Below are 19422 nucleotides of genomic sequence, written 5' to 3'. Positions count from 1 at the left end.
CAGCAAGGCAGCCAGCGCCGCCGATGAGTTTCCGATACGCATCAGCCGGCCTGCCCCGGAACCTGCTTGCTGGCGTCGACGATGGCGCGCTGTGTGATCGCGCTGGTGAACGTGACGGTGCCGACCTTGAACGGGCTGTCCGCCACCTTCTTGACCACGACGTTGCGCTCGCCGAGGAACTGCAGGGTCTTCTTGTCGAAGATCCACTCGGTGCGCTCCCCGGCGGCGTCGTTCTGCCGGGCGATCCCCACCCCGTGACGGCCCACGGCGTCGACCGCGTCGTCCACCGCCACGACCCCGGGGATCTTGGCCGCGGCCTTGTAGAGGGCGGCGGTGAGGTCGGCCGGCGGGTAGCTCTCGGTCAGCAGATCACCGATGGCGACGAAGGCCGCCTGGTCGCGGGGCACTTCGGGGTCCCGGTGCGCGTCCGAGTCCCGGTAGATCCGCTGCAACAGCTGGGCAGGGTCGGTGGGCAGCTTCACCAAGGCGTCGTAGGCCGAGTCGATCGGGGTGCCGCTGGACAGGGTCATGCCCTTGTCGCTCGTCTCGCCCGCTTCGATCAGCCAGCCGTTCTTGCCGTCGAGGGAGTTCCAGACCTGGCGGGAGTGCAGCTCCTGGCTGACCACCGTGGTCTTGTTGTCGATGGTCCGGGGGTAGGTGCTAGCCACCTTCGAGGCGATGTAGACGAACTGGCCGGCGTGCGGGGTGGGCATGGAGACCTCGGCGGCGGCCAGGGAGATGCGGTCGAGCAGCTGGGGGGCGCCCTTGGCGTCGGCGGCGCCGATCTGGGTGGTCAGCGCGGGGCCGGTGGTCAGAGAGGCCCTACCGCCGCCCCCGTTGCCGCCGGACAGAGCGACGCCGGCCACCACCGCGCCGGCCAGGGCGAAGGCCGCGGCGGGCAGCACGATCGCACGGCGCAGGAACGGGTTGCGGCGCCGCGGGGCGAGGGCCGGGCGGGTGGGGGTGCGGTCGGTGCGGAGGTCTTCGTGGATCTGGGCCATCATCTGCTCCTTGTGGAACTGGTGGCGGCCCGCCGGCAGATCCCGCTCGACGGAGGGCAGGAGTCCCTGGGTCTCCGTCCACTCAGCCGGGCGTGGCTGGGAGGGGCTGGCGTTCATCGGTTTCCTTCCTGTGCGGACCGGATCACGTATCCGCGATCACCTGTTATCTGCCGGTTGGCGGTGGTGGGTTCCCGTTTTCTTCTGAGCAGTTCCGCGTTGGCGAGCTTGCGGAGCTTGCCGCGGGCGCGGGAGAGCCGGGAACGGACGGTGCCGACGGGGACGCCGAGGGCGCGGGCGGCCTCGGAATACTCCATGCCTTCCCACAGACACAACGTCAGGACCTCGCGTTCGGGGCGCTTGAGCAGGCTGAGCGCGGTGAGCGTGGCAGCGATCCGACGCCGGTCATCAAGCCGTGCGGCTGTCTCCTCGGCGTGGTCCTCAACCTGCTCCTCGGCGGCGCCCGCGGCTGCCGCCGCCTCGGCCGCGTTCCGGTAGCGCCGATTGCTGCGGTACTGGGAGCGGGCGACGTTGGTCGCGATGCCCAGCAGCCACGGCCGCAGCGAGCCTCCGTCGGCCTCGACCGACGCACGACGCCGCCACGCCTCCATGAACGTGGTCGACATGACGTCCTCGGCCGCGGACCAGTCGGCGGTCAGCCGGAAAGCATGGTTGTACACCGCACGGGCGTATGCGTCGAAAAGTTCCGCGAAGGCGTCCGGATCTCCAGTTCGCACCCGGGTTCGCATATCTGTGGTCACGTCTTGAACTGACTGCGAGTGCGAGCGAGTTCCCGTGTCCTACGTCACACCGGTCCCGGGAGTCACCTCCGCACCAAGGAAGCGGCCAATCCGCACACCACTATCAAGCCGGGACACCGCGCGGATCAGGACAACGTCTCGGACCACCCGGCTCGGCCCCGGCAGCCGGCTCGACGGTGACGACACGGTCGTACCCCAGGCCACGCCGCACGACTCGCCGCGCAGGCTGTTCGGCGTGGACCGATCCGGGCCTGATGACGAATCGCCGCAACCCGAAGAGAGGTTGTCCCACTTGGCGAGACGACGGTAGCCAACCAGGGTGCAGGCGATGGCTGTGAAGGCGGTGAACTCTGTGGCAGCCGCCGAGCCACGCCTTGATCCGCTCTATCGTCCGAGCAGTGTCGGCCTCCTGCAGAGGGGCCAGGGCCTGTCCGGTCGGCAAGGAGGGAATCTCACGGGCACCCTCACCTCGACCGGGCCGACGTCGGTCATACGGTCTTCGCCCGGGTGCCGTTGCGGCTGTTGCCGTTGTTCTTCCCGGCCGGGTCGTGCTTCTCGTGGCCGGCGTGGTCGGTGATCTCGTCCTCCAGGGCGGACTCCAGTACCCCGCTTGGTCAGCTGCTGCACCAGCCCGCCCTCGCCGGTCAGCTGCAGGCCCTGGTTCCAGGCCCGGTCCACCAGCATTGCAGCGAGCTGCCCGTCCGAACACCGTTGCAGTGCCGGCGGTGTGTCTCTTCAGACGCGCCCGGCGGGTCGGGGTGGAGCGGACAGGAACGGGAGAAGCTCATGGGCGAAGGCATCGGGACGTACCTCGGGAACGAAGTGGCCACTGCCCGCAATCACCGCCCCGGTCAGGTGCGGCGCGACAGTGCCCAGACTGTCGGCGAGTCGGGCGCCTGAGCTGTGCTCGCCGCCGACGGCGAGTACGGGCATGGGAAGGGTTTCTCCGGTTTCGTGCCAGGCCCGGTTGACGCGGCCGTCCTCGAGGAGGGCGCGGTAGTGCGCGAAGCCGGCGCGCAGGGCCTCGTATCCGCGGTAGGAGGAGGCGACGGTGGCGACCTCTTCCTGCGGGAAGGTTCCGGGTACCGCGGACAACCAGTCGAACCACCAGGTGAGGAATTCGCTCTCCCGGCCTTCGAGGAGCAGCTCGGGCAGTTCTTCGGTCATGAAGAGGCCGAAGTGGAACAGACCGCCGGAGGCCACGTCCATGGCCTGCTCCAGGCCGAAGCCGGGTAGGGCCAGTTCGACGAGGACGAGGTGGTCGACCTCCTCGGGGTGGCGGCGGGCGTAGGCGAAGGCCACCATGCCACCGATGTCGTGCCCGACGACGTGTACGCCGCCGTGGATGCCGAGTTGTGCGAGGAGTTCGCGCATGTCCTGTGCCTGTGTGTCTTGGTGGCGCCAGGCCCGCCATGTCTGGGGCCAGCCGTGCAGCAGGAGTACGGGGGCACCGGACCCGCCGACCACGGCGTGCAGCCGGGTTCCGTTCGCCGTGACGGTGATGCTCTCGAATCCGTGGGGGAGGGGCGTTTCGTCGCTCATGGGATCACCTGGGGCTGGGTCGAAGAGTGAGGGCCGGCGGAGCGGGCGGCGAGCTCGGCCAGTACCTGTACCTGGTCGGTGGAGGTGACGCGGGCTCCGGTGCGCTCGACGACGCGGCGGACAGGGGCAGTTCAGTGCGCCGCCCTTGTGGCCAGTGAGAAGCACGACGCTGCCCTGGGGAAGGAAGGACTGTGACGGGTACCAGCCGGCGTCGTGCCAGGGGCGCTGACCGGCCCAGGCGCCCGGAGGGCACGGAGTGGTCAGGTCTTCCGTGCGAGGGCTTCGCGGACCGCTGGTACGACTTCGGCGGCGAACGCGCTGATCTGTCGGGTGTGGTCTCGTTCGGGCCAGATGACGAAAGCGTTCATCCCGACGGCGCGTACGAGCGCGACAAGGTGTTCGGCCCACTGGGAGGCGGGCCCCTGGAACGGGCCGGCCGACTGCGGTGGGATGACACCGGCGATGTTGTAGACCCGGCGGATCGTATCCGGATCGCGGCCCGCCGCCAGGGCTGCGTCGTCGATGCGGCGGACAGCGGTGGGCAGTGCGTCGCTCGGCGCCGGACCGGGGTGGACGCCGGCGAGCGCGTAGTGCGCGCCGTGCGTTCGCACACTGCGCTCGCCACTCCACATGGCCCGGATGACGGTGATCGCCGATTCAAGTGCGTCGACGGCCTCTCTGGGCGTGCGACGGGAGCCGGTCAGTCTGTCCAAGGTCGCCACAGCCTTCGCCAGTACGGCCGGTGGACGTAACGGCAGGGAGCTGACCGTCGGGACGAGCGTGACATGTCGCGTCCGCGCGGCCAGGAAGGTGAGCAGTGTCCACGTGTCGTCGAACGCCGCTTGGTACGGGTGGTCCTGGACGGTGAGAAGGCCAAGGCCGAGACTGTCGATGAGTAGTGCCTGCTCGCTGGAGCGGCCGACGGGGAGGGCATGTGGCTCTACGTTTGCGCCGAACAGGACAGGGAGGGGCATGGAAGTCTCCTGAGCGACCGGAGCTTGCTCGACGTCGGCCGCTGTCTCGGGAGCGGGAAAGGACACTGGTCCGCGGTCGCCTCGGAGGCAGCCAAGGCGGATCATGCGGCGCTGCTCCTGGTCCTGCTGCTCAGCTCAGCGGGGAACCTCACCCTGCCGACCGGTGCCGGGTTTGCCGGCCCTGCGAGTCACAGGAATTCGCTCCGGTAGGTCGAGGCCAACTCGGCCGCGCGGCGGCGGCGCTCCGCGAGTTCCTCCTGCGACAGTTGTGGCGGCGGCGCGTCCTTGCCCGCGACGACATCGCCGATGCGCAGGAAGTACTCGTCCTGGCCTGCGGGGGTGCACATGCACAGCATGCGGGCCGGCGCACCCGAAGCGTTGCGGAAGTTGTGCGGCGCGTTGGCCGGGATGTTGACCGTGGACCCGGCCCCTACGGTGTGCTTCTCGCCGCGGAAGGAGAACTCGATCTCGCCCTCGAGGATCGTGAACATCTCCTCGAAGTCGTGCCGGTGCGGCGGCGGGCCACCGCCGTCGGGGACGCGCATGTCGATCAGGCAGTACCGGCCGTCGGTCTGCTCGCCGGTGACCAGCATGGCGTACGTGTTGCCCACCAGAGAGATGTACGTCGTGCCGGGATCGTCGGGGTCCGCCACGGTCAGGGAGCGGGACAGGTCGTCGTCGGGGATCATCGGAATCGTCTCCTTCAGAGGTCAGTCAGGTGAGGATCAGGCGCCGGGCGGGTCGAATGGAGTCCGGCAGTCTCCAGGCCGTAGCTGCGCATGCTGCGCGAAGTGGGATTCCGGCCCGGCCGCGCGGTGCTTCAGTGTGTTCGTGCCGGTGCCCGAGGGACTCCATCGCGGCGGGCAACGTGGCGAGGGGCTACCTGTGTGGAGCGCCTGCATACCCCTCCTGCGGCATGGGGTGAGCGCGCTCGGTGGCGGCTCAGATGGATTTGAGGACGCGGACGCGGTCGGCGATGGCGCGGCGGGCGACGTCGGAGGTGAAGGCGATGGAGTCGAACTCGTGCGGGGCGCCGGGGTGCAGGTGGAATTCGACCGGCACGCCGGCCCGGCTGAGTTTGGTGGCGTAGGCGGTGTCTTCGTCGCGGAAGACGTCGAGCTGGCCGACCTCGATGTAGGCCGGCGGCAGGCCGGTGGCGTCCTTGAGCCGGGCCGGGGCCGCCGTGGCCGGGACGTCGGGCCCGCCGGCGGCCTCGCCGAGCAGGGCCGGCCAGGCGGTGAGGCTGTCGTCGTAGGACCACAGCAGGTAGGGCGCGATGTGCGCGTCGGGGGTGGTGGTGCGGTCGTCGAGCATCGGCATGATGAGGATCTGGCGGGCGATCTTCGGGCCGCCGCGCTTGCGGGCGAGGATCGTCAGTCCCGCGGCCATGCCGCCGCCGGCGCTGTCGCCCATCACACCGATCCGGTCGGGGTCGACGCCGAGTTCGGCGGCGTGTGCGTGCAGCCAGCGCAGTGCGGTGTAGGCGTCATCGAGCGGGGTCGGGAAGGGATGCTCGGGGGCGCGCCGGTACTCGACCGACAGCATCGGCACGCCGCTGGCGGAGACGTAGCGGGAGACCGGGCCGTCGAACAGGTCGATGTGGCCGAAGATGTATCCGCCGCCGTGGAAGAACAGCACGGCCGGGCCCGGCGCCGCGCCGTCCTTGGTGTACCAGCGCATGGTGATCCGCGCGCCGTCGCCTGCAGTCGTGTGGTGCTCGCTGGTGTGCACGCCGGCCGGGATCGGCTGGGCCGTTCCCGCGGCGCCGATGATCGGCTCCCACATGGCGCGCCGCGCCGCGATGTCGCCTACGGCCGGTGGTGTGGCGTCCGCCATCGCACCGGCCATCGGGGCCAGCGCCTGGGCGATTTCGGGATCCAGACTGAGTGCCATGGTCTTTTCCTTGAGGTGGAGGATCGGCGTCAGTCGGCGGACGGGACCACGATGACCTTGCCGTGCACCGCGCCTTCGGCGGCCCGGGCGTGGAGCGCGGGGAGTTCGGCCAGCGATACCCGCTCGGCGACGTCGACGCGCAGCTCGCCGCGGTCGGTCAGCGCCACGAGTTGGGCCAGCTGGTCGGCGTCGCTGCGGACGAAGAGGTCGATGCCCTTCACGTCGCGCTCCTCGTCGCTGGGGGCGGGCATCCATACCGTGGTGTTCACGACGACCCCGCCGGATCGGACCAGCGTGAGGAGCGCGGCCAGTTCGTCCGGGGCGACCGGTGCGAGGTTGAGTGCGAGGTCGACGCGTTCGGTTACCGCGGCGGTCACGCTGGTGGTGGTGTGGTCGATGACTTCGTCGGCGCCGGCCGATGTGACCGCCTCGCTGCTGCGCGGACTGGCTGTGGCGATGACGTGGGCGCCGGCGTTCTTGGCCAGTTGTACGGCGTAGGCGCCGACCGCTCCACCGGCTCCGTTGATCAGGACGCGTTGCCCGGCCGTGATCTTGGCGTGGTCGAAGAGCGCCTGATACGCGGTCAGGCCCACCAGCGGCAGCGCGGCGGCGTCGGCCAGGGGGACGCTCTTGGGGGCCGGGGTCAGGACGTCGGCCGGCGCGAGAACGTACTGCGCGGCGGCGCCGTTGCCGTCCATCGGCAGGAAGCCGATGACGTCGTCGCCGACGGCGATGCCGTCGACGCCCTCGCCGACCGCGTCGATGGTGCCGGCGACATCGATGCCGGGCGTGTGGGGCAGCTGCACCGGTATGGGGCCTTGCATGAAGCCACCGCGGATGTTGCCGTCGACGGGGTTGAACGATGTCGCGGCGACGCGGATGCGGACCTGCCCGGCCCCGGGGACGGGCTGCTCCACGTCCTCGTAGCGCAGGACGTCGGGGGCGCCGTACTCGTGGAAACGCACTGCCTTCATTTCGGTTCTCACCTTCACTGCGATCGATGCTGCTTCGAATTCGAAGCAACTGTTGAGGACGGTACCTCTACTTCGAATTCGAAGCAAGTGTTGTGGATTACTGCCGGTGCGAGCGCATCGCCGCGGCGAGTTCGACGGCGGCTCGGCCGATGCAGGCGCGCAGCCGCGCCGCGTCGCTGAGCGCCGTGGTCTGCCAGTCGGCGGGGCCTGCGACGACGACCGTGGGCACGGGTTCGGCGTGCACGTCGGTCAGGCGCCTGTGCATCACCTGTGCGAGGTCGGGTGGCTGCCGGTGGGAGCCGCTGTTGAGCGCCAGCAGCACCGGCATGCCGGAGAGGACTGTGTCCCCGAGGACGGCGAAGAACGAGTCGAACACCTTGCTCGGGGATGCGGCGAGCACCGGGGTCGCCACCACCAGCCCGTCCGCTGTCACGACGGCCGCGATCGCCTCCCGCAGGTCGAGGCTGGCGCGGCCCTGGGCGGAGTGCTGGGCGAGGTCGGCCGTCAGTCGGTGCAGCTCCAGCACCTCCACCTCGGCGCGTGCACCCCCGGCTGCCAGTGACCGGCACACGGCCTCCGCGACCAGGTCCGCGAGCAGTCGGGTCGGGCGCCCGTAGCCGACGCCGGCGCACAGGACGGCCAGAGACACCGGGCTCCACGCGGCGGTGCTCATCCCGGCATCGTGCTCACGGCTTCTGCGCTGCGGCCGGACTGTCGTGCCGTCACCGGGGAGGGCCGAGGGCGACGTTGCGCAAGGTAGGGGATGCTCATGGCGGGTCCTCGGGATACGTGGGCGGCGGCGCCGTCCTTCGACTCGTAACCCTGCGCCGCGCCACTGCCCGATCTCCATGTTCTGCGGTGCTCAGTCGGGCCCAACACTGCCCACATCGTGCGCTCACAAGGTCACGACACCGGGCCGGGAGATCCTCGCGTCCGCCCGACCCGCTGGCCCGGGACGGCACCGGAGTTCGAGGAGGAGTTCACTTCCAGCTCCGTCTGCGGTGGTCGGAACGGCACCACGCCACACTCTTCGAATTCGAAGCAGTAGACTTCGGTCATGCCTGATTCACCGCCGTCGCTCGACCCCGTGCAGCTCGGCGCCTACTTCGACCTCATCGAGGTGACCAGCCTGCTCCGGCATGCCGTCGAGCAGCAGCTGCGCGAGGCCGGCGATCTCAGCTATGTGCAGTTCCAGCTGCTGGCCCGCCTCGGAGACTCTCCGACGGGCAGTCACCGCATGACCGACTTGGCCGACGGCGTCGTCTACAGCCGCAGCGGCCTGACCTACCAGGTGGATCTGCTCCAGAAGGGGGGCCTGGTCGTCCGCGCTCCCTCGCCGGACGACGAACGGAGCATCACCGTCACCCTCACCGACGCCGGGCGTGAGCTGCTCGCGAAGGTGCTGCCAGGGCATGTCGAGGTGGTCAGCCGCCTGCTGTTCAAGCCGCTTGCGCGCGACGACGTCGAAGCTCTCGCCGGCGTGCTGGCGCCGGTGCGCGACCACATGCGCTCGATGCCGTCCCGCTCGGCCGCGCCGCGCCGCCGCAAAGGCGGAGCATAAGGACTCGACCCAGACCACGCAGTAGGGACACGACACGTCCCGCTCGACGCCGCCCCCGGCGGTCCGGCCAGTCGGGGCGACGGGGGCGGCAGACTCAACTGCCGGGGACCGGACCCCGCCACCCGGCCCGGCCGGGTTCACTTGCTGGAGATGCTCCATTTGCCGTCGCCGTCAGCGGCGTTGCCGAGAGCGGCCCACGGGGCGTCGTCGAGCTTGAAGGCGCCGTAGAGGTAGGCGGAGACAGTGTCGGCGACGAGGGCGACGCGAGCCGGGTCCTCGTCGGTGGTCTCGGCGACCGCCTCGCCGGCGATGCCGCCCAGAGTGTGCTCGCCGTCGGCAATGAAGAGCAGGCTCTTCGGGGACGGACTGAGGTGATAGGCGTCGGTGAACCACTCCGGCCCCCGGGTGGAGAGCTGCGACTGGTCCTTGCCGCCCGCGACGACCAGGGCCGGGGTGGTCATGGTGGAGTAGTCCGGCCTCATGAACGGCAGGTGCTCGACGGCGAGTGGGGTGAGCGTGTCCCCGGTCCCGGTCGCGGCGATCAGCGCACCGGCGGAGGCTGCGGGGTGGGAGAAGTCCTCCCCCGGCTTGCCCTCGGCATCGAACACGCGAGCACCCAGGACAGCGCCGGCGGTCTGGGCACCCCAGGAGTGGCCGACGACCGCGACACGCTCGCGGTCGGTACGCTCCGGCAGGTCACCGGCCTGGAGAAGGATGTCGTCGAGGTTGTCGAGTATCGCGTGGAGGTCGGCGATCCTGACGCGCCAGATGGTGGCGAAGCGCGGGTCGTCCCACCCGATGCCGTTGCGGCGCGAGTCCAGGTGGGTGGGCTGGACCACCACGAACCCAGCCGCGGCCCACCGGTCGGCAAGGGGCTCATACCCGTTCATAGACCATGCGTTGCCGTGGGAGAACACAATGACGGGCAGGTCCCGGCCCGAGAGCGGGGCGGTGACCTTCACCTTCAGGTCGAGGCCGCGACCGGGCGCGGGAACAGTGATGGGCCTGACCGAGAAGATTCGCCGGTCAAGAGGGTGAGAGGGCATGACGGACCCGCGCTTTCTTCGTGGCAAGGCTCTGCCATACTTTGGCGGAGCATCGTTCCGCCAACGTAGCGGAACATCGTTCCGCGAGCAAAGGAGGAGCCGTGCCGGATTCCGTCGGGGTGCGCCAGGCACAGGCACAGCGCACCCGCAGCGCCGTCCTGGCGGCTGCGGCAGCAGCCTTCGTTGATCAGGGCGTCCAGGCCCCTGTCCGCGACATCGCGGAACGCGCTGGCGTGGGCGTTGGCACGATCTACCGGAACTTTCCGACCCGGGCTGACCTCGTCACCGCCGTCTACCGGCACCAGATCGACACCTGCGCCGCACTCGGGCCCCGGCTCCTGGAGGAATCAGCCTCACCGTTCATCGCCCTGGCCCGCTGGGTGGACGCGTTCGTGGAGTTCCTGGTGACCAAGCACGGCCTCGGCGCCGCGCTGGGGTCCGGCGACCCAGGGTTGGAGAACCTCCACGCCCTCATGCTCGACACCCTGGTCCCGGCCTGCGCAACCCTGCTGGACGCATGCACCGCCGACGACGAGATCAGCCTGGACATCACCGCTTACACACTCATGCGCGCCATCGGAAACCTCAGCATCACCGGCCCCGACTACAGCCGGGACGACGCCAAACGCATGGTCACCACCCTTCTCGCGGGAATGTTCACCACCTCTGACTAGCGAGGTCGACAACCTGAAAGGGTGTCGTTGAACGAGCGAATGACGGCAGGCACGGCGGGCGTCCAATCAGTCCAGGTTTTCGGGGGCTGATGGCGGCGCAGATCCAATCAGATCCGATGACGGCTGCTGACAGGGTTTGCTGACAGCTAGGGTCGAATGCGAGCACCGACACGGAGAGCGGCATGGCCAACCTGGTCTACAAACGGGTGTCGCCCGACCAGCAGTCGACCGACCGCCGGAACCTCGTCCTGGACGAGGCCGGGATCGAAGACCCGGTCGCCTTCGAGGAAGCCGCGGGCGCCTCCAGCCGTCTCCACCCCCTCCAGCGTCCGAAGTTCGCCGAGCTGCTCGTGTACGCGCGGCCGGGCGACACCGTCCACATCTCCGAGATGTTCCGCCTGGTGCGCGGCTGACCTGACGCGCGGAGGATCCGCTACGTGGACAGGTGAGGAGTGGTTGTCGTCCTGTCTCGCTGACGTCGACCAGTCGCATCTTGTCGACCTGTAGGGGGGCGTGAGCGGAAGCCACAGGTCAGGCTGGCGGTGCCGGCCGCTCCAGCCACAGATGGACGGCGTACGAACTGGGACCGGTGACCGGCACCTCGTAGGGACCCGCAGTTCCGTGACCACGTGGAAGGCGTCGCTGCCGTCGGGGCGGAAACCGTCCTGCTGCCACAGGCCGAGCCACGCGCGCTCCACGAGCGGCGGGTAGCGGGAGTTGTGCAGCATGCCGACTGCGTCCAGCTCGTCCCAGTGGACACTGAGAGGGATCAGCCGATCAAAGGACACGGCCGGGGCGGTGGCACCTTGGGCGCCGCCGGGCGCCGCAGCGGACCTCGGGGGCCGCATGGCCCCACCGCCCTGAGCGGCACAGCCGGCCGTCATGGACGCACGAGGACGGTCCATCCGGGGTTGTAGGTGTCCGGCACTGGGAAACGTGGCCAGTGGCGCGCCCAGTGGCGCGCCCAGTGGCGCGCCCAGTGCGGTGGGTTCCGCTCGCGAAGGATCAGCGCGCTGGGGTGCTCAGGGGTGCTCGTCTCCGTGACAGTGCAGCCCGCGGTGTGGGCGATGGGAATCGTCGAGGTGTTTCCCGCGAGGACACACGGCGGGTGCACCCCGTGTTCGCGCAGCACGGAGGCGATCCGGTTCCAGTCTCCGCGGGCCCGCTGCTGGATGCCCGCATGGGTGCGGACGAGGTCGGCCTGGATGCCCCAGTGCCCGAGGAGTGCCAGGATGAGCACCGCGGCTGTCGGCAGCGAACGGCGGGTGCGGGCCCGGTGGACGACGGCGAGGAGCCCGACAGCGGCAGGGAGTGCCAGCAGGGCGTAGGCAGGCAGCAGGAACCGTGGCGCCGCGTAGGGGACGAGGAAGAGATACGGCGCCGCCGCGGCCCCCGCCACCGCCACGGACAGCCACAGCCGGGCAGTGGACCGGCGCGCCCGGCGTTCCGCCCACAGCCCCAGGCCGACCAGCAGCGGCAGCAGCACCCACCACTCCGTCACGGGCAGCCGTACGCTGTCGCCCGTACAGGGACGGCACAGCAGCGGGCCGTCCAGCGCGGTGAGATGGGCTCGCAGGGAGAAGACGGCCCGCAGACCGCCCTGGACCTCGTCGGCCTCCGTGAGCCGGTTCCGCACGCCGCCGAACCGCACCTCGGCCTCGACGACCCAGGGCAGCGCACCCGCCATGAGTCCGGCCGCCACGGCCGACAGACGCTCCCAATGGCGGCCGTGGTCGCGCAGTGCGGGCATCAGTACGGCGGCCAGGAGCAGCGGCGCGGCGACGGCCACACCGTCGTTGGGTCGCATCAGGGTCACCACCGCCAGGCCTGACGCGACACCCGCGTACCGGGGGCGCGGCGCGAGGAAACAGCCCACCGCGGCGGTGGCACCCATCGCGGTGTAGTGGTTCGGCATCGCGGAACCGGCGTAGAACAGGGTGATCCACAGGCTGCCGTACAGTCCGGCCGCCACCCACACCGTCGCCGGGCGGTGCACGATGCGCAGCCATGGTCGGAATCCCAGCCAGAGCGCACCGCCGGCCAGCAGGAGCAGCCACGCCCTGAGCAGCACTGTCGAGTCGCTCCAGGAGGCGACCGGAGCGAGCAGTAGAGGGACGCCACGGGTACGCGGGGCGCTGAACGGGGTCGCGGGACCGTACGATCCGAAGCGGCTGGCGTACACGAGCTCGTCCCAGCCGAGCGGCAGTGTGAGCGGTACGAGGACGGCCGACAGCAGACAGAATCCGCCAACCACGATCCACAGCATCCGCTGTGCCGAGGCCATGGTGCGATCCGTGTTCATGCGACCCGGCCCAGCGTGCGCCGCCCGCGGCGTACCCCTGCGAGGGCGAGGATGCCGGCCGTCTTCGACGAACATCCGCGGATGAGGGGTACTGGCCATGGTCGTTCTCCTTGTGTGCTGCAGTTGCGGTACCGCAGTAAAATGAATGAAAATTTGACAGTTTGCGGGGTTTTATTCGCGCCGCTCTCCCGAGGAGGGAAGTGATCGCCCGTTCGAACCAGCGGCGTCGAACCGTCGGAGTCGCGCGGTCCCCAGCCCTTGCCGGCCGGGTCGCGGGCGGTGATGAGGAGGAGGGCCGCAAGGGGGGCCGCGGATGCGGCCCTGTGCGCCGTCCCGCCGGATGGTTGCGAAGAACGCGGCGATCGGCCGGAAGCAGGTGGCCTCGGAAACCGGACTGGGTCGTAGACAGGAGCGCGCGCCTGTGGCGTGGCGTTCCTGTCATCGCCTGGATGGCGCTGTAGTTCTCCGGCACCGGGGGCCGGTCGTCGTTGCCGAAGACGGGCGGCGGGGTCTGGTCCTGGCCCACCTGGTGGAACCGACGCTCGCCACAGCGTGGATGCGCCCGATGGATCCGCGGTGGCTCTCGGCGTCTCCGACCTTCCGGCGGGCGCTGCCGGCCTCGTGCGGTGCAGCCGCGCTCCCGCTCTGCAGGACGCCCAGCGGGCCGAGCAGAGTGGCGAGGACCGACAGCGCCAGGGTGGTGACGACCGGGCCGATGGTGATCTTGCGGGTGGGGCGTCGAGGCAGCGGCTGTTGAGGCGCTTCCGATTCGGGGAGCGTCATCGCGCCGGTGGAAGACATGTGCTCTTCTCCGGGTGACTCAGGGTGCCGGGATCCGGCCTTGCTGCACCGACGCTCGCAACCGGAATGTTGTTTGGCACGTCCCTTTTGCCAGGTCAGACAATTCCGTGGGCGGTTGCGGACTGGCCGGCGTCAGAGGCTTCCGCCTCTGCCGGGATGCCATCGAGACCGTTTGCCCGGCGCCCGCGTACGGTTCTCGGCCCCGGGCGACCAGGCGGCCGCCATCGCCTCAAGCTCTGGGACGGCGCCGAAGGCCAAGGCCGTACGACACCGGACCCGACGCCGAAAACTTCGGCGAGGCGGGATCACGTCGGCCGTCGGCGCCTCGACCGGGCCGGCAGCCCGCCCCGATCAACGGGTCGAGAAATCCGACGGGAGAGTTGTCCATGAAGATCCGGAAGACCGGCCGCCGCCGAACGGCCGTGCTGACATCGGCCCCGTCCCGGTCAGGGGCAGACCCGCCTGTACGGCCGGTCCGGAACATAGGTGCGCCACTGCGCCCGGGTCAGCTCCGCGTTCCCGGCACGGGAGCAGACGAGGGACACCGCTCGGTCAGGATCCACGACGTACCGCTGGAGCTGGACGTGCTTGCCGCCGGCGTACAGCATGGTGCTGTCCGGGCTGAAGGCGAGCGTGTCGGCGCTCTCACCGGAGGTGGGCAGAGAAGGACCGAGAGGTTGCTGGGTCGAGATGTCCCAGAGTTGGACGGTGCCTGCGTCGCCGCCCACGGCGAGCGTGCTGCCGTCCGGACTGAAGGCGAGAGCCGTGATCGACTCGGCTGAGCCGGAGGACGGATCGACAGGCGCCGGAAAGACGTTCCTCAGGATGCCCACCCGGTGCCGGAGGTCGCCGTCCCAGAGGGCCACCCGCCCCGTTCCGTCGCCGGTCGCCAGGCCGGAGCCGTCCGGAGCGAAGGAGATGGCTGCGATGTCGTCGTGCTGGACGAGGTCATGGGCGTGGGACCGGCCCGCTCGGACGACGCGGTTGTCGGTCACGAGGAGCCCGCCGTCCCGGCTGACGGCCAGATGCCGGCCGGCCGGGCCGGGGAGGAGCGCCGTCCTCCGCCGCTCCGTGGTGTCCCAGGTCTCGTTGACGAAGCCGTCGTCGGTCAGACGTGCGGCGAGGAGCGTACGACCGCCCGGTCCCAGGGCGATCGCGTCCGGCGGCATTGCGGACGCCCTCGCCAGGTCCACAGTGGTCTTCGCCCGTCCGGCGGCCACGTCCCACACCGTCAGACGCTGAGACACCGTGTCCCAGCCGCGGGCGGAGACTCCGTACGCGAACATGCCGCCGTCGGGGCTGAAGGACAGCAAGGGCTCGGTGACGTCCGCGGGGACCGTCGGTATGCCGGTGCGGAAGACGGGATGAGACGGGTCCGGCAGGGTTCGCGGCAGACGGCCGTCGCGTGTGCTCCGCAACCGGAAGACGTAGCGGTCACCGATACGTTCGGCGGTGGCGAGCGTCCTGCCGTCGGGGCTGAGCCGGACCCCGGTGAGCGGACTCGTGCGCCAGGTGTGGGTGAGCGTCCTGGTGAGGTCGAGGGTGTGGACCGTGCCCCCTTCGAGATACCGCAACAGGGGCCGCGAGGAGTCCCAGGCCAGACCGGAGAGCGTTTCGTTGTCCAAGGAGTGCCGGAAAACGGGGGCGCCACCGCTGGGCAGACGCCACACCCTGATCTCCTGGCCGCCGCCGGTCGCCAGAAACGAACCGTCCGCGCTCACGACGGCGGAATCGGCACCCTGGTGGGAGACGTCGGCGAGCTCTCGTCCCGACGTGGTGTCCCATACACGTACCCGGTCCCCGGCGAGAGCGAGGAGCCGGCCGCCGGTGAGGCCCAGGAGGGTGTCGGTGTCGTCACCACAGACGCCGCGAGCGCTCGTCCAGGCGCCGGAGCGGACGCTGCGCGCGGAGGTGTCCCAGACTTGCGGGGCCAAGCCACGCGGACAGACGGCCAGCAGCCGGTCGTCGGCCGCCGCGTGGGTGAGTTCCGCCCGGCCGGCCGACGGGGTCCGGAAGACCAGATGACCGTCGGTGACCGAGTAAAGCCCAGCCCGGTCGTCGTCCGGGCTCCTCACCAGATAATTGCGGCCACTTGCCCCGAGGGTCACGGTGTCGCTGAACGGCAGGGAATCCCCGATCCAGCGCCTCGTTCGGGTGTCCCACAGCCGCTGGGTCCTGTCAGCGGTATGGATGACGAGCACCCGACCGCCCGGGCCCGCGCCGAGCACCGCCCCGTGAGGTACCGGCCCCGAGGCGATGCGGCGGTGGGTGCCCGCATCCCACGTTCGCCAGGTGTCGTCGCTGATGCTGAGCAGAGTGCGCCCGGAGACGTCGAGAAACCGCTCCGGTGTGTCACCGGGCGCCGGGTCGGTGAAGTTGCCCAGTTCGGGCTGGGCCAGCGCGCCCAGCAATGCTCGGCGGGACTCCGGCAGCGGAGAGATCCGCCATGCGGCGACGCCGAGCAGCATCGCGGTGCGCGGGTCGGTGGTGCGCAGCGCTTCGGCGACCGAGGCCACCCGGCGGGCTGCCGTGTCGGTGGTCTGCTTCTCGCTGTCCTGACGCAGTCGCACGGCGGTCAGGCCGACGACCAGGGCCACCGCCAGCACGGCGCAGAGCGAGGCCGCGAGGGTGCGGTTTCGGCGCCGGGCCCGGGTAGTGGCCCGCCCCTCTGCCGCCCGCTGCTCCGCCGCGGTGACCAGGAATGCCTTCTCCTCGGACGTCAGACCGTCGTAGCCGCGGTCGTCGCCCGCGAACAGTTCCTCGGCCCGCGCCAGGCGGGTACCCCGGTAGAGCGTTCCCGGGTCGCGGTCGTGCTCCAGCCAGGTGCGGGTGGCATCGGTCAGCTGCCGGTGGTGGCGCAGCCGCTCCCGGTCCGCGTCGATCCACTCGCGCAGCCGCGGCCAGCACGTGATGAGCGCCTCATGGGCGAGCTGCACTCCGTCGTCGTCGGTGATCAGCAGCCGGGCCCGGGTCAGCCGCCCGGCGACGGCTCGCACTTCGGGGTCCTCCCACCCGGCCATTTCCTCCCAGCTGAGCGGGCGGCGCGTGTCGGCGTTGCCCTGGCCGGGCTCGACCATCCGCAGGAGCAGGTGCCGGGCAGCGTGCGCCTGCGCCGGTGAGAGTTCCCCGTACACCTCCTCGGCGCTGGCCGCGATCGCGCCGCGCACCCCGCCGGCCGCTTCGTACGCGGCCAGGGCCAGCGTCCGTCCCTTGCGCCGCCGCCAGGTCTCCAACAGGGCATGGGACAGCATCGGAAGTCCGCCGGGCTCGTCGAGCACGTCCTCGACGATCCGTGCGGTCAGTGTCCGCTCCACGATGAGCCCGGCCGCCTGCGCGGGACCGATCACCGCCTCGCGCAGCTCGTCGGCGGTCATGGACCTGACCAGGAGCCCGCTCCCGTGCAGCGCTTCCGCCAGCCGCGGGTGCTCGGCGCACCGCGCATAGAAGTCGGATCGTACGGCTATGAGCACGCGCAGTCGGCTTCCCGGGTCGCGCGCGGCGAGCAGAAGGTCGAGGAAGCGGTCCCGCTCGGCGCGTTCGCGGCAGAGGGTGAAGACCTCCTCGAACTGATCCACCACCACCCAGCTGTCCGGATCGTCGGCCGTCGGCGTCAGCAGATGTCCGTAGGTGGTGGCGGGCCGGGCTCCCGGGGTGAGGATCCGCAGAACCGCCGTGCGCCCCTGCTGCGCGATCCTCTCCCGCAGCACGGGAATCAGACCGGCCCGCAGCAGGGAGGACTTGCCGCTGCCGGACGCCCCGAACACCACGGCGAACGGGGACCCGCGCGTAAGCTCGCTCAGCTCGTCGATCAGTCGGTCCCGGCCGAAGAACAGCTCACAGTCGTCCGGCTCGAAGCGCGCGAGGCCACGGTAGGGCGGTGCGGCGTCGGCATCCTCCTGCCTCTCCTCCTCGTCGAGCGCCTCGGCCTCCGCCCACCGTGTCTCCCAAGGAACGGGGTCGGCGCCGCATGCCTGGACGTACGCCTGGAGCACCGCCAACGACGGCAGCCGCTCGCCGCTCGCCGCTTTCGCCAGGGTCGTCACCGAGAAGCCGGCCTTCTTCGCCATGGCCCGGTACGACACGCCACCCGCCGAACGGCGCAGCTCCCGAAGATCATGGGCGAGTCGCTGCACGGGACCGGCCGCCGGGTCGACCGGTAGTTCGGGGCGCCCCATGGTGAAGCCTCTTTCGCATACCTGAAGAACATGCTGATCAGCAGCACAAGGTACGTTTCGTCCGCCTCGGGCGAGAACCCATTCCGACTGTGATGTTCGCCGGAGAAGTTGTTCGTACCGGCGGTGCTGAGTTTGTTTTCGCCGATGAGAGAGGGGACGGCTGACAACTCCCGGGTGGCCGGGCCGGGCTCGGTCCCGCCTTGGCGCTCTCATTGCCGAGTGAACACCTGGCACCCAGGAGAAACAGAACCATGGCCCCATCGGACGTTGTCACGACGGACCCCGTACGGAGTTCTCGTCACCGAAGCAAACGATCCCGACGGCAGTGACCGCTCTCGATGACTGCCGAATCCTGGCCCTCCCCACGCATGCCGCCGACCGGACGACGAGCCGCGCGCCTTCGTGAATCGGAGGGCTCACGGCAGAGGCAAACGACCGGCGGCTCCGTCGTCCAGGGACCGTGGCGTGGCCCGTGCACGTCCTTGACACGGTCGGGTTCGATGTCGCTGGTCGCCGGGGGCCCGGAGACGAGCGACAGCGACCGGTACAGGTCGAGCCGGCTCAGCGCCTCAGTCACATCGGGGGCGATCTGGTCCGACCGGTCCACGCAGATGTGCTGGTCCGGCAGCAGGGTCAGGGTCCTGCGCCCCCGGCCGGGGCCGTGGTGCTGCTTCCGGAGTGGCCGGCCGTCCCGCCGCTGGGGGGTCGGGCCCGGACATGCTGCGCACGCGGCCCCTCGCTGATCCGACACCACCTCTGAATCCTTGAACCAGCCTCTGGCCGGGCCGCGGAAAACCGACGGCACTGCGCGGAGAACGATCTCTTCGCAGGGACGCGTACCCCCTGCCGGCGCATTCCGTCGGTTCACCACGTCCCGGAGGTTCAGCCCGGCCGGTTCCGAGGCCCGCCCGGCCATGTACCAGTCGAGGGCCAGCGGCGCAGGCGTCCCGCTTACCGCCCACAGCGGCCCGGTCGGGGGTGGCGAGCATCGCGGCCAGGTCCTACCGCGCGGCAGATGGAACGCCTCGACCGGGGCCGAACGCGATGTACGTGGGCGACCTCGACCCGTCCCGGCCGGGTCTGGAGGAGTTCAAGGTCGACGAGGACAGCTCCACGCCGTCCTCCTGGATGGCGGACGCGAGGACCGGCCAGATCCTTGGTCCACCCCGGCCGACGGTGGCAACGGCCGAGGCGCGAATCGCATCACCACGGCGCGGACATGGTCCTGGGCCGGCTGGAGTGGGCCGTCGTACACCGCGACGCAGACTTCCCGCGCCCGTGAGCGTGGCCAGTGGGGCGGCAACAGCCCCATGGGGAGCAGCGGGTCCAGAATGGGGAAGTGCCGGTAAGCGTGCATGACCTCGCTCCCGTGCGCGCACCGCGTCGGACCGGTGACGCGGTAGGTGCCGATGTGCGAAAACAGGCCGCTCCAATGGTCGATGAAAGTCCGGTAGTGCTCGCGATGCCGGGCAGGTCCCACGCCTCGACCGGGTTGCGGTCGACCTGCGTGTCCAACTCCTCCTGCCGCGTGCGGAACACTGTCACCTGTCGAGCAAGTGGCCTCGCACCGGCGGGGCATGTGGCATCAACGGGTGAAAGGTGACGTAGTCGGGGCCGTGCTGGGTCCGAGCGGACAATCAGGGCCGCCATCATGATCGTACGTGTCTGGTACTTCCTCGCTGCCGTTCGCAGACACTTGCGTCTACGGCGATCGCAGCAGC

General features: G+C 70.3%; 15 protein-coding genes and 3 pseudogenes. 4 read left to right on the top strand and 14 right to left on the bottom strand.

Annotated elements, in window-relative coordinates:
* Positions 1-41: 41 nt before the first annotated feature.
* From SLINC_RS03950 to SLINC_RS03915, 9 genes and pseudogenes are all read right to left on the bottom strand, one after another.
* Positions 42-1118 carry a CU044_5270 family protein gene (locus tag SLINC_RS03950; RefSeq protein ID WP_067426729.1) on the bottom strand — a complete coding sequence of 359 codons (1077 nt, stop codon included), beginning with the start codon at positions 1116-1118 and terminating at the stop codon, positions 42-44.
* Complete coding sequence (locus tag SLINC_RS03945) at positions 1115-1747, bottom strand: RNA polymerase sigma factor (RefSeq protein ID WP_375141520.1); 633 nt, start codon at positions 1745-1747, stop codon at positions 1115-1117. The genes SLINC_RS03950 and SLINC_RS03945 overlap by 4 nt, the downstream gene beginning before the upstream one ends.
* Positions 1748-2215: 468 nt before the next feature.
* Positions 2216-2443 (bottom strand): annotated as a pseudogene (locus tag SLINC_RS49150) (transposase); the annotation flags it as partial.
* A 51-nt stretch (positions 2444-2494) separates the two neighbouring features.
* Complete coding sequence (locus SLINC_RS03940) at positions 2495-3301, bottom strand: alpha/beta fold hydrolase (RefSeq protein WP_067426720.1); 807 nt, start codon at positions 3299-3301, stop codon at positions 2495-2497.
* A 260-nt stretch (positions 3302-3561) separates the two neighbouring features.
* Positions 3562-4380, bottom strand: coding sequence for an LLM class flavin-dependent oxidoreductase (locus SLINC_RS03935; protein ID WP_225988232.1), 819 nt, complete (start codon positions 4378-4380; stop codon positions 3562-3564).
* Between the two features lie 83 nt (positions 4381-4463).
* Positions 4464-4964, bottom strand: coding sequence for a cupin domain-containing protein (locus tag SLINC_RS03930; protein ID WP_067426714.1), 501 nt, complete (start codon positions 4962-4964; stop codon positions 4464-4466).
* Between the two features lie 253 nt (positions 4965-5217).
* Positions 5218-6168: an alpha/beta hydrolase gene (locus SLINC_RS03925; protein WP_067426711.1), complete on the bottom strand. Its 951-nt coding sequence runs from the start codon at positions 6166-6168 to the stop codon at positions 5218-5220.
* 29 nt (positions 6169-6197) lie between these two features.
* Positions 6198-7142, bottom strand: coding sequence for an NADP-dependent oxidoreductase (locus SLINC_RS03920; protein WP_067426708.1), 945 nt, complete (start codon positions 7140-7142; stop codon positions 6198-6200).
* A gap of 97 nt (positions 7143-7239) precedes the next feature.
* Positions 7240-7815: an NAD(P)H-dependent oxidoreductase gene (locus tag SLINC_RS03915; RefSeq protein ID WP_067426705.1), complete on the bottom strand. Its 576-nt coding sequence runs from the start codon at positions 7813-7815 to the stop codon at positions 7240-7242.
* Between the two features lie 384 nt (positions 7816-8199).
* Between SLINC_RS03915 and SLINC_RS03910 the strand changes: the two genes are divergently transcribed.
* The gene (locus SLINC_RS03910) at positions 8200-8703 is read left to right on the top strand and encodes a MarR family winged helix-turn-helix transcriptional regulator (RefSeq protein WP_067426702.1); all 504 of its coding nucleotides are present in this window, start codon (positions 8200-8202) and stop codon (positions 8701-8703) included.
* 137 nt (positions 8704-8840) lie between these two features.
* On the opposite strand, the gene SLINC_RS03905 is transcribed toward SLINC_RS03910, so the two are convergent.
* Positions 8841-9749, bottom strand: coding sequence for an alpha/beta hydrolase family protein (locus SLINC_RS03905; RefSeq protein ID WP_067426699.1), 909 nt, complete (start codon positions 9747-9749; stop codon positions 8841-8843).
* 101 nt (positions 9750-9850) lie between these two features.
* Between SLINC_RS03905 and SLINC_RS03900 the strand changes: the two genes are divergently transcribed.
* Together SLINC_RS03900 and SLINC_RS03895 are read left to right on the top strand one after the other, a co-directional pair.
* A complete protein-coding gene (locus SLINC_RS03900; RefSeq protein ID WP_067426694.1) occupies positions 9851-10423 on the top strand; it encodes a TetR/AcrR family transcriptional regulator in 573 nt (190 codons plus the stop codon).
* A 182-nt stretch (positions 10424-10605) separates the two neighbouring features.
* Positions 10606-10836, top strand: a complete 231-nt coding sequence (locus SLINC_RS03895) for a recombinase family protein (protein ID WP_067426693.1) — start codon at positions 10606-10608, stop codon at positions 10834-10836.
* 467 nt (positions 10837-11303) lie between these two features.
* Here the strand turns inward: SLINC_RS03895 and SLINC_RS03890 are convergent, their stop codons facing one another.
* The 3 genes from SLINC_RS03890 to SLINC_RS50210 all read right to left on the bottom strand — a co-directional run bounded on the left by SLINC_RS03890 (position 11304) and on the right by SLINC_RS50210 (position 18617).
* On the bottom strand, positions 11304-12707 hold the full coding sequence (locus tag SLINC_RS03890; protein ID WP_237281985.1) for a hypothetical protein: 1404 nt from the start codon (positions 12705-12707) through the stop codon (positions 11304-11306).
* Between the two features lie 1265 nt (positions 12708-13972).
* Positions 13973-17701 carry an nSTAND1 domain-containing NTPase gene (locus SLINC_RS03885; RefSeq protein ID WP_067426688.1) on the bottom strand — a complete coding sequence of 1243 codons (3729 nt, stop codon included), beginning with the start codon at positions 17699-17701 and terminating at the stop codon, positions 13973-13975.
* 298 nt (positions 17702-17999) lie between these two features.
* Positions 18000-18617: an LUD domain-containing protein gene (locus tag SLINC_RS50210; RefSeq protein WP_079164391.1), complete on the bottom strand. Its 618-nt coding sequence runs from the start codon at positions 18615-18617 to the stop codon at positions 18000-18002.
* Positions 18618-18739: 122 nt separating this feature from the next.
* Between SLINC_RS50210 and SLINC_RS50205 the strand changes: the two are divergent.
* Positions 18740-18898, top strand: a pseudogene (locus SLINC_RS50205) (rhamnogalacturonan lyase family protein); the annotation flags it as partial.
* A gap of 76 nt (positions 18899-18974) precedes the next feature.
* Here SLINC_RS50205 and SLINC_RS49135 read toward each other — a convergent pair.
* A pseudogene (locus SLINC_RS49135) lies at positions 18975-19280 on the bottom strand (PaaX family transcriptional regulator C-terminal domain-containing protein); the annotation flags it as partial.
* Positions 19281-19422: the final 142 nt, after the last annotated feature.

Origin of the sequence: Streptomyces lincolnensis (assembly GCF_001685355.1) — a bacterium.
GTDB lineage: Bacteria > Actinomycetota > Actinomycetes > Streptomycetales > Streptomycetaceae > Streptomyces > Streptomyces lincolnensis.
This window is presented reverse-complemented; position numbering and strand designations above follow the sequence as displayed.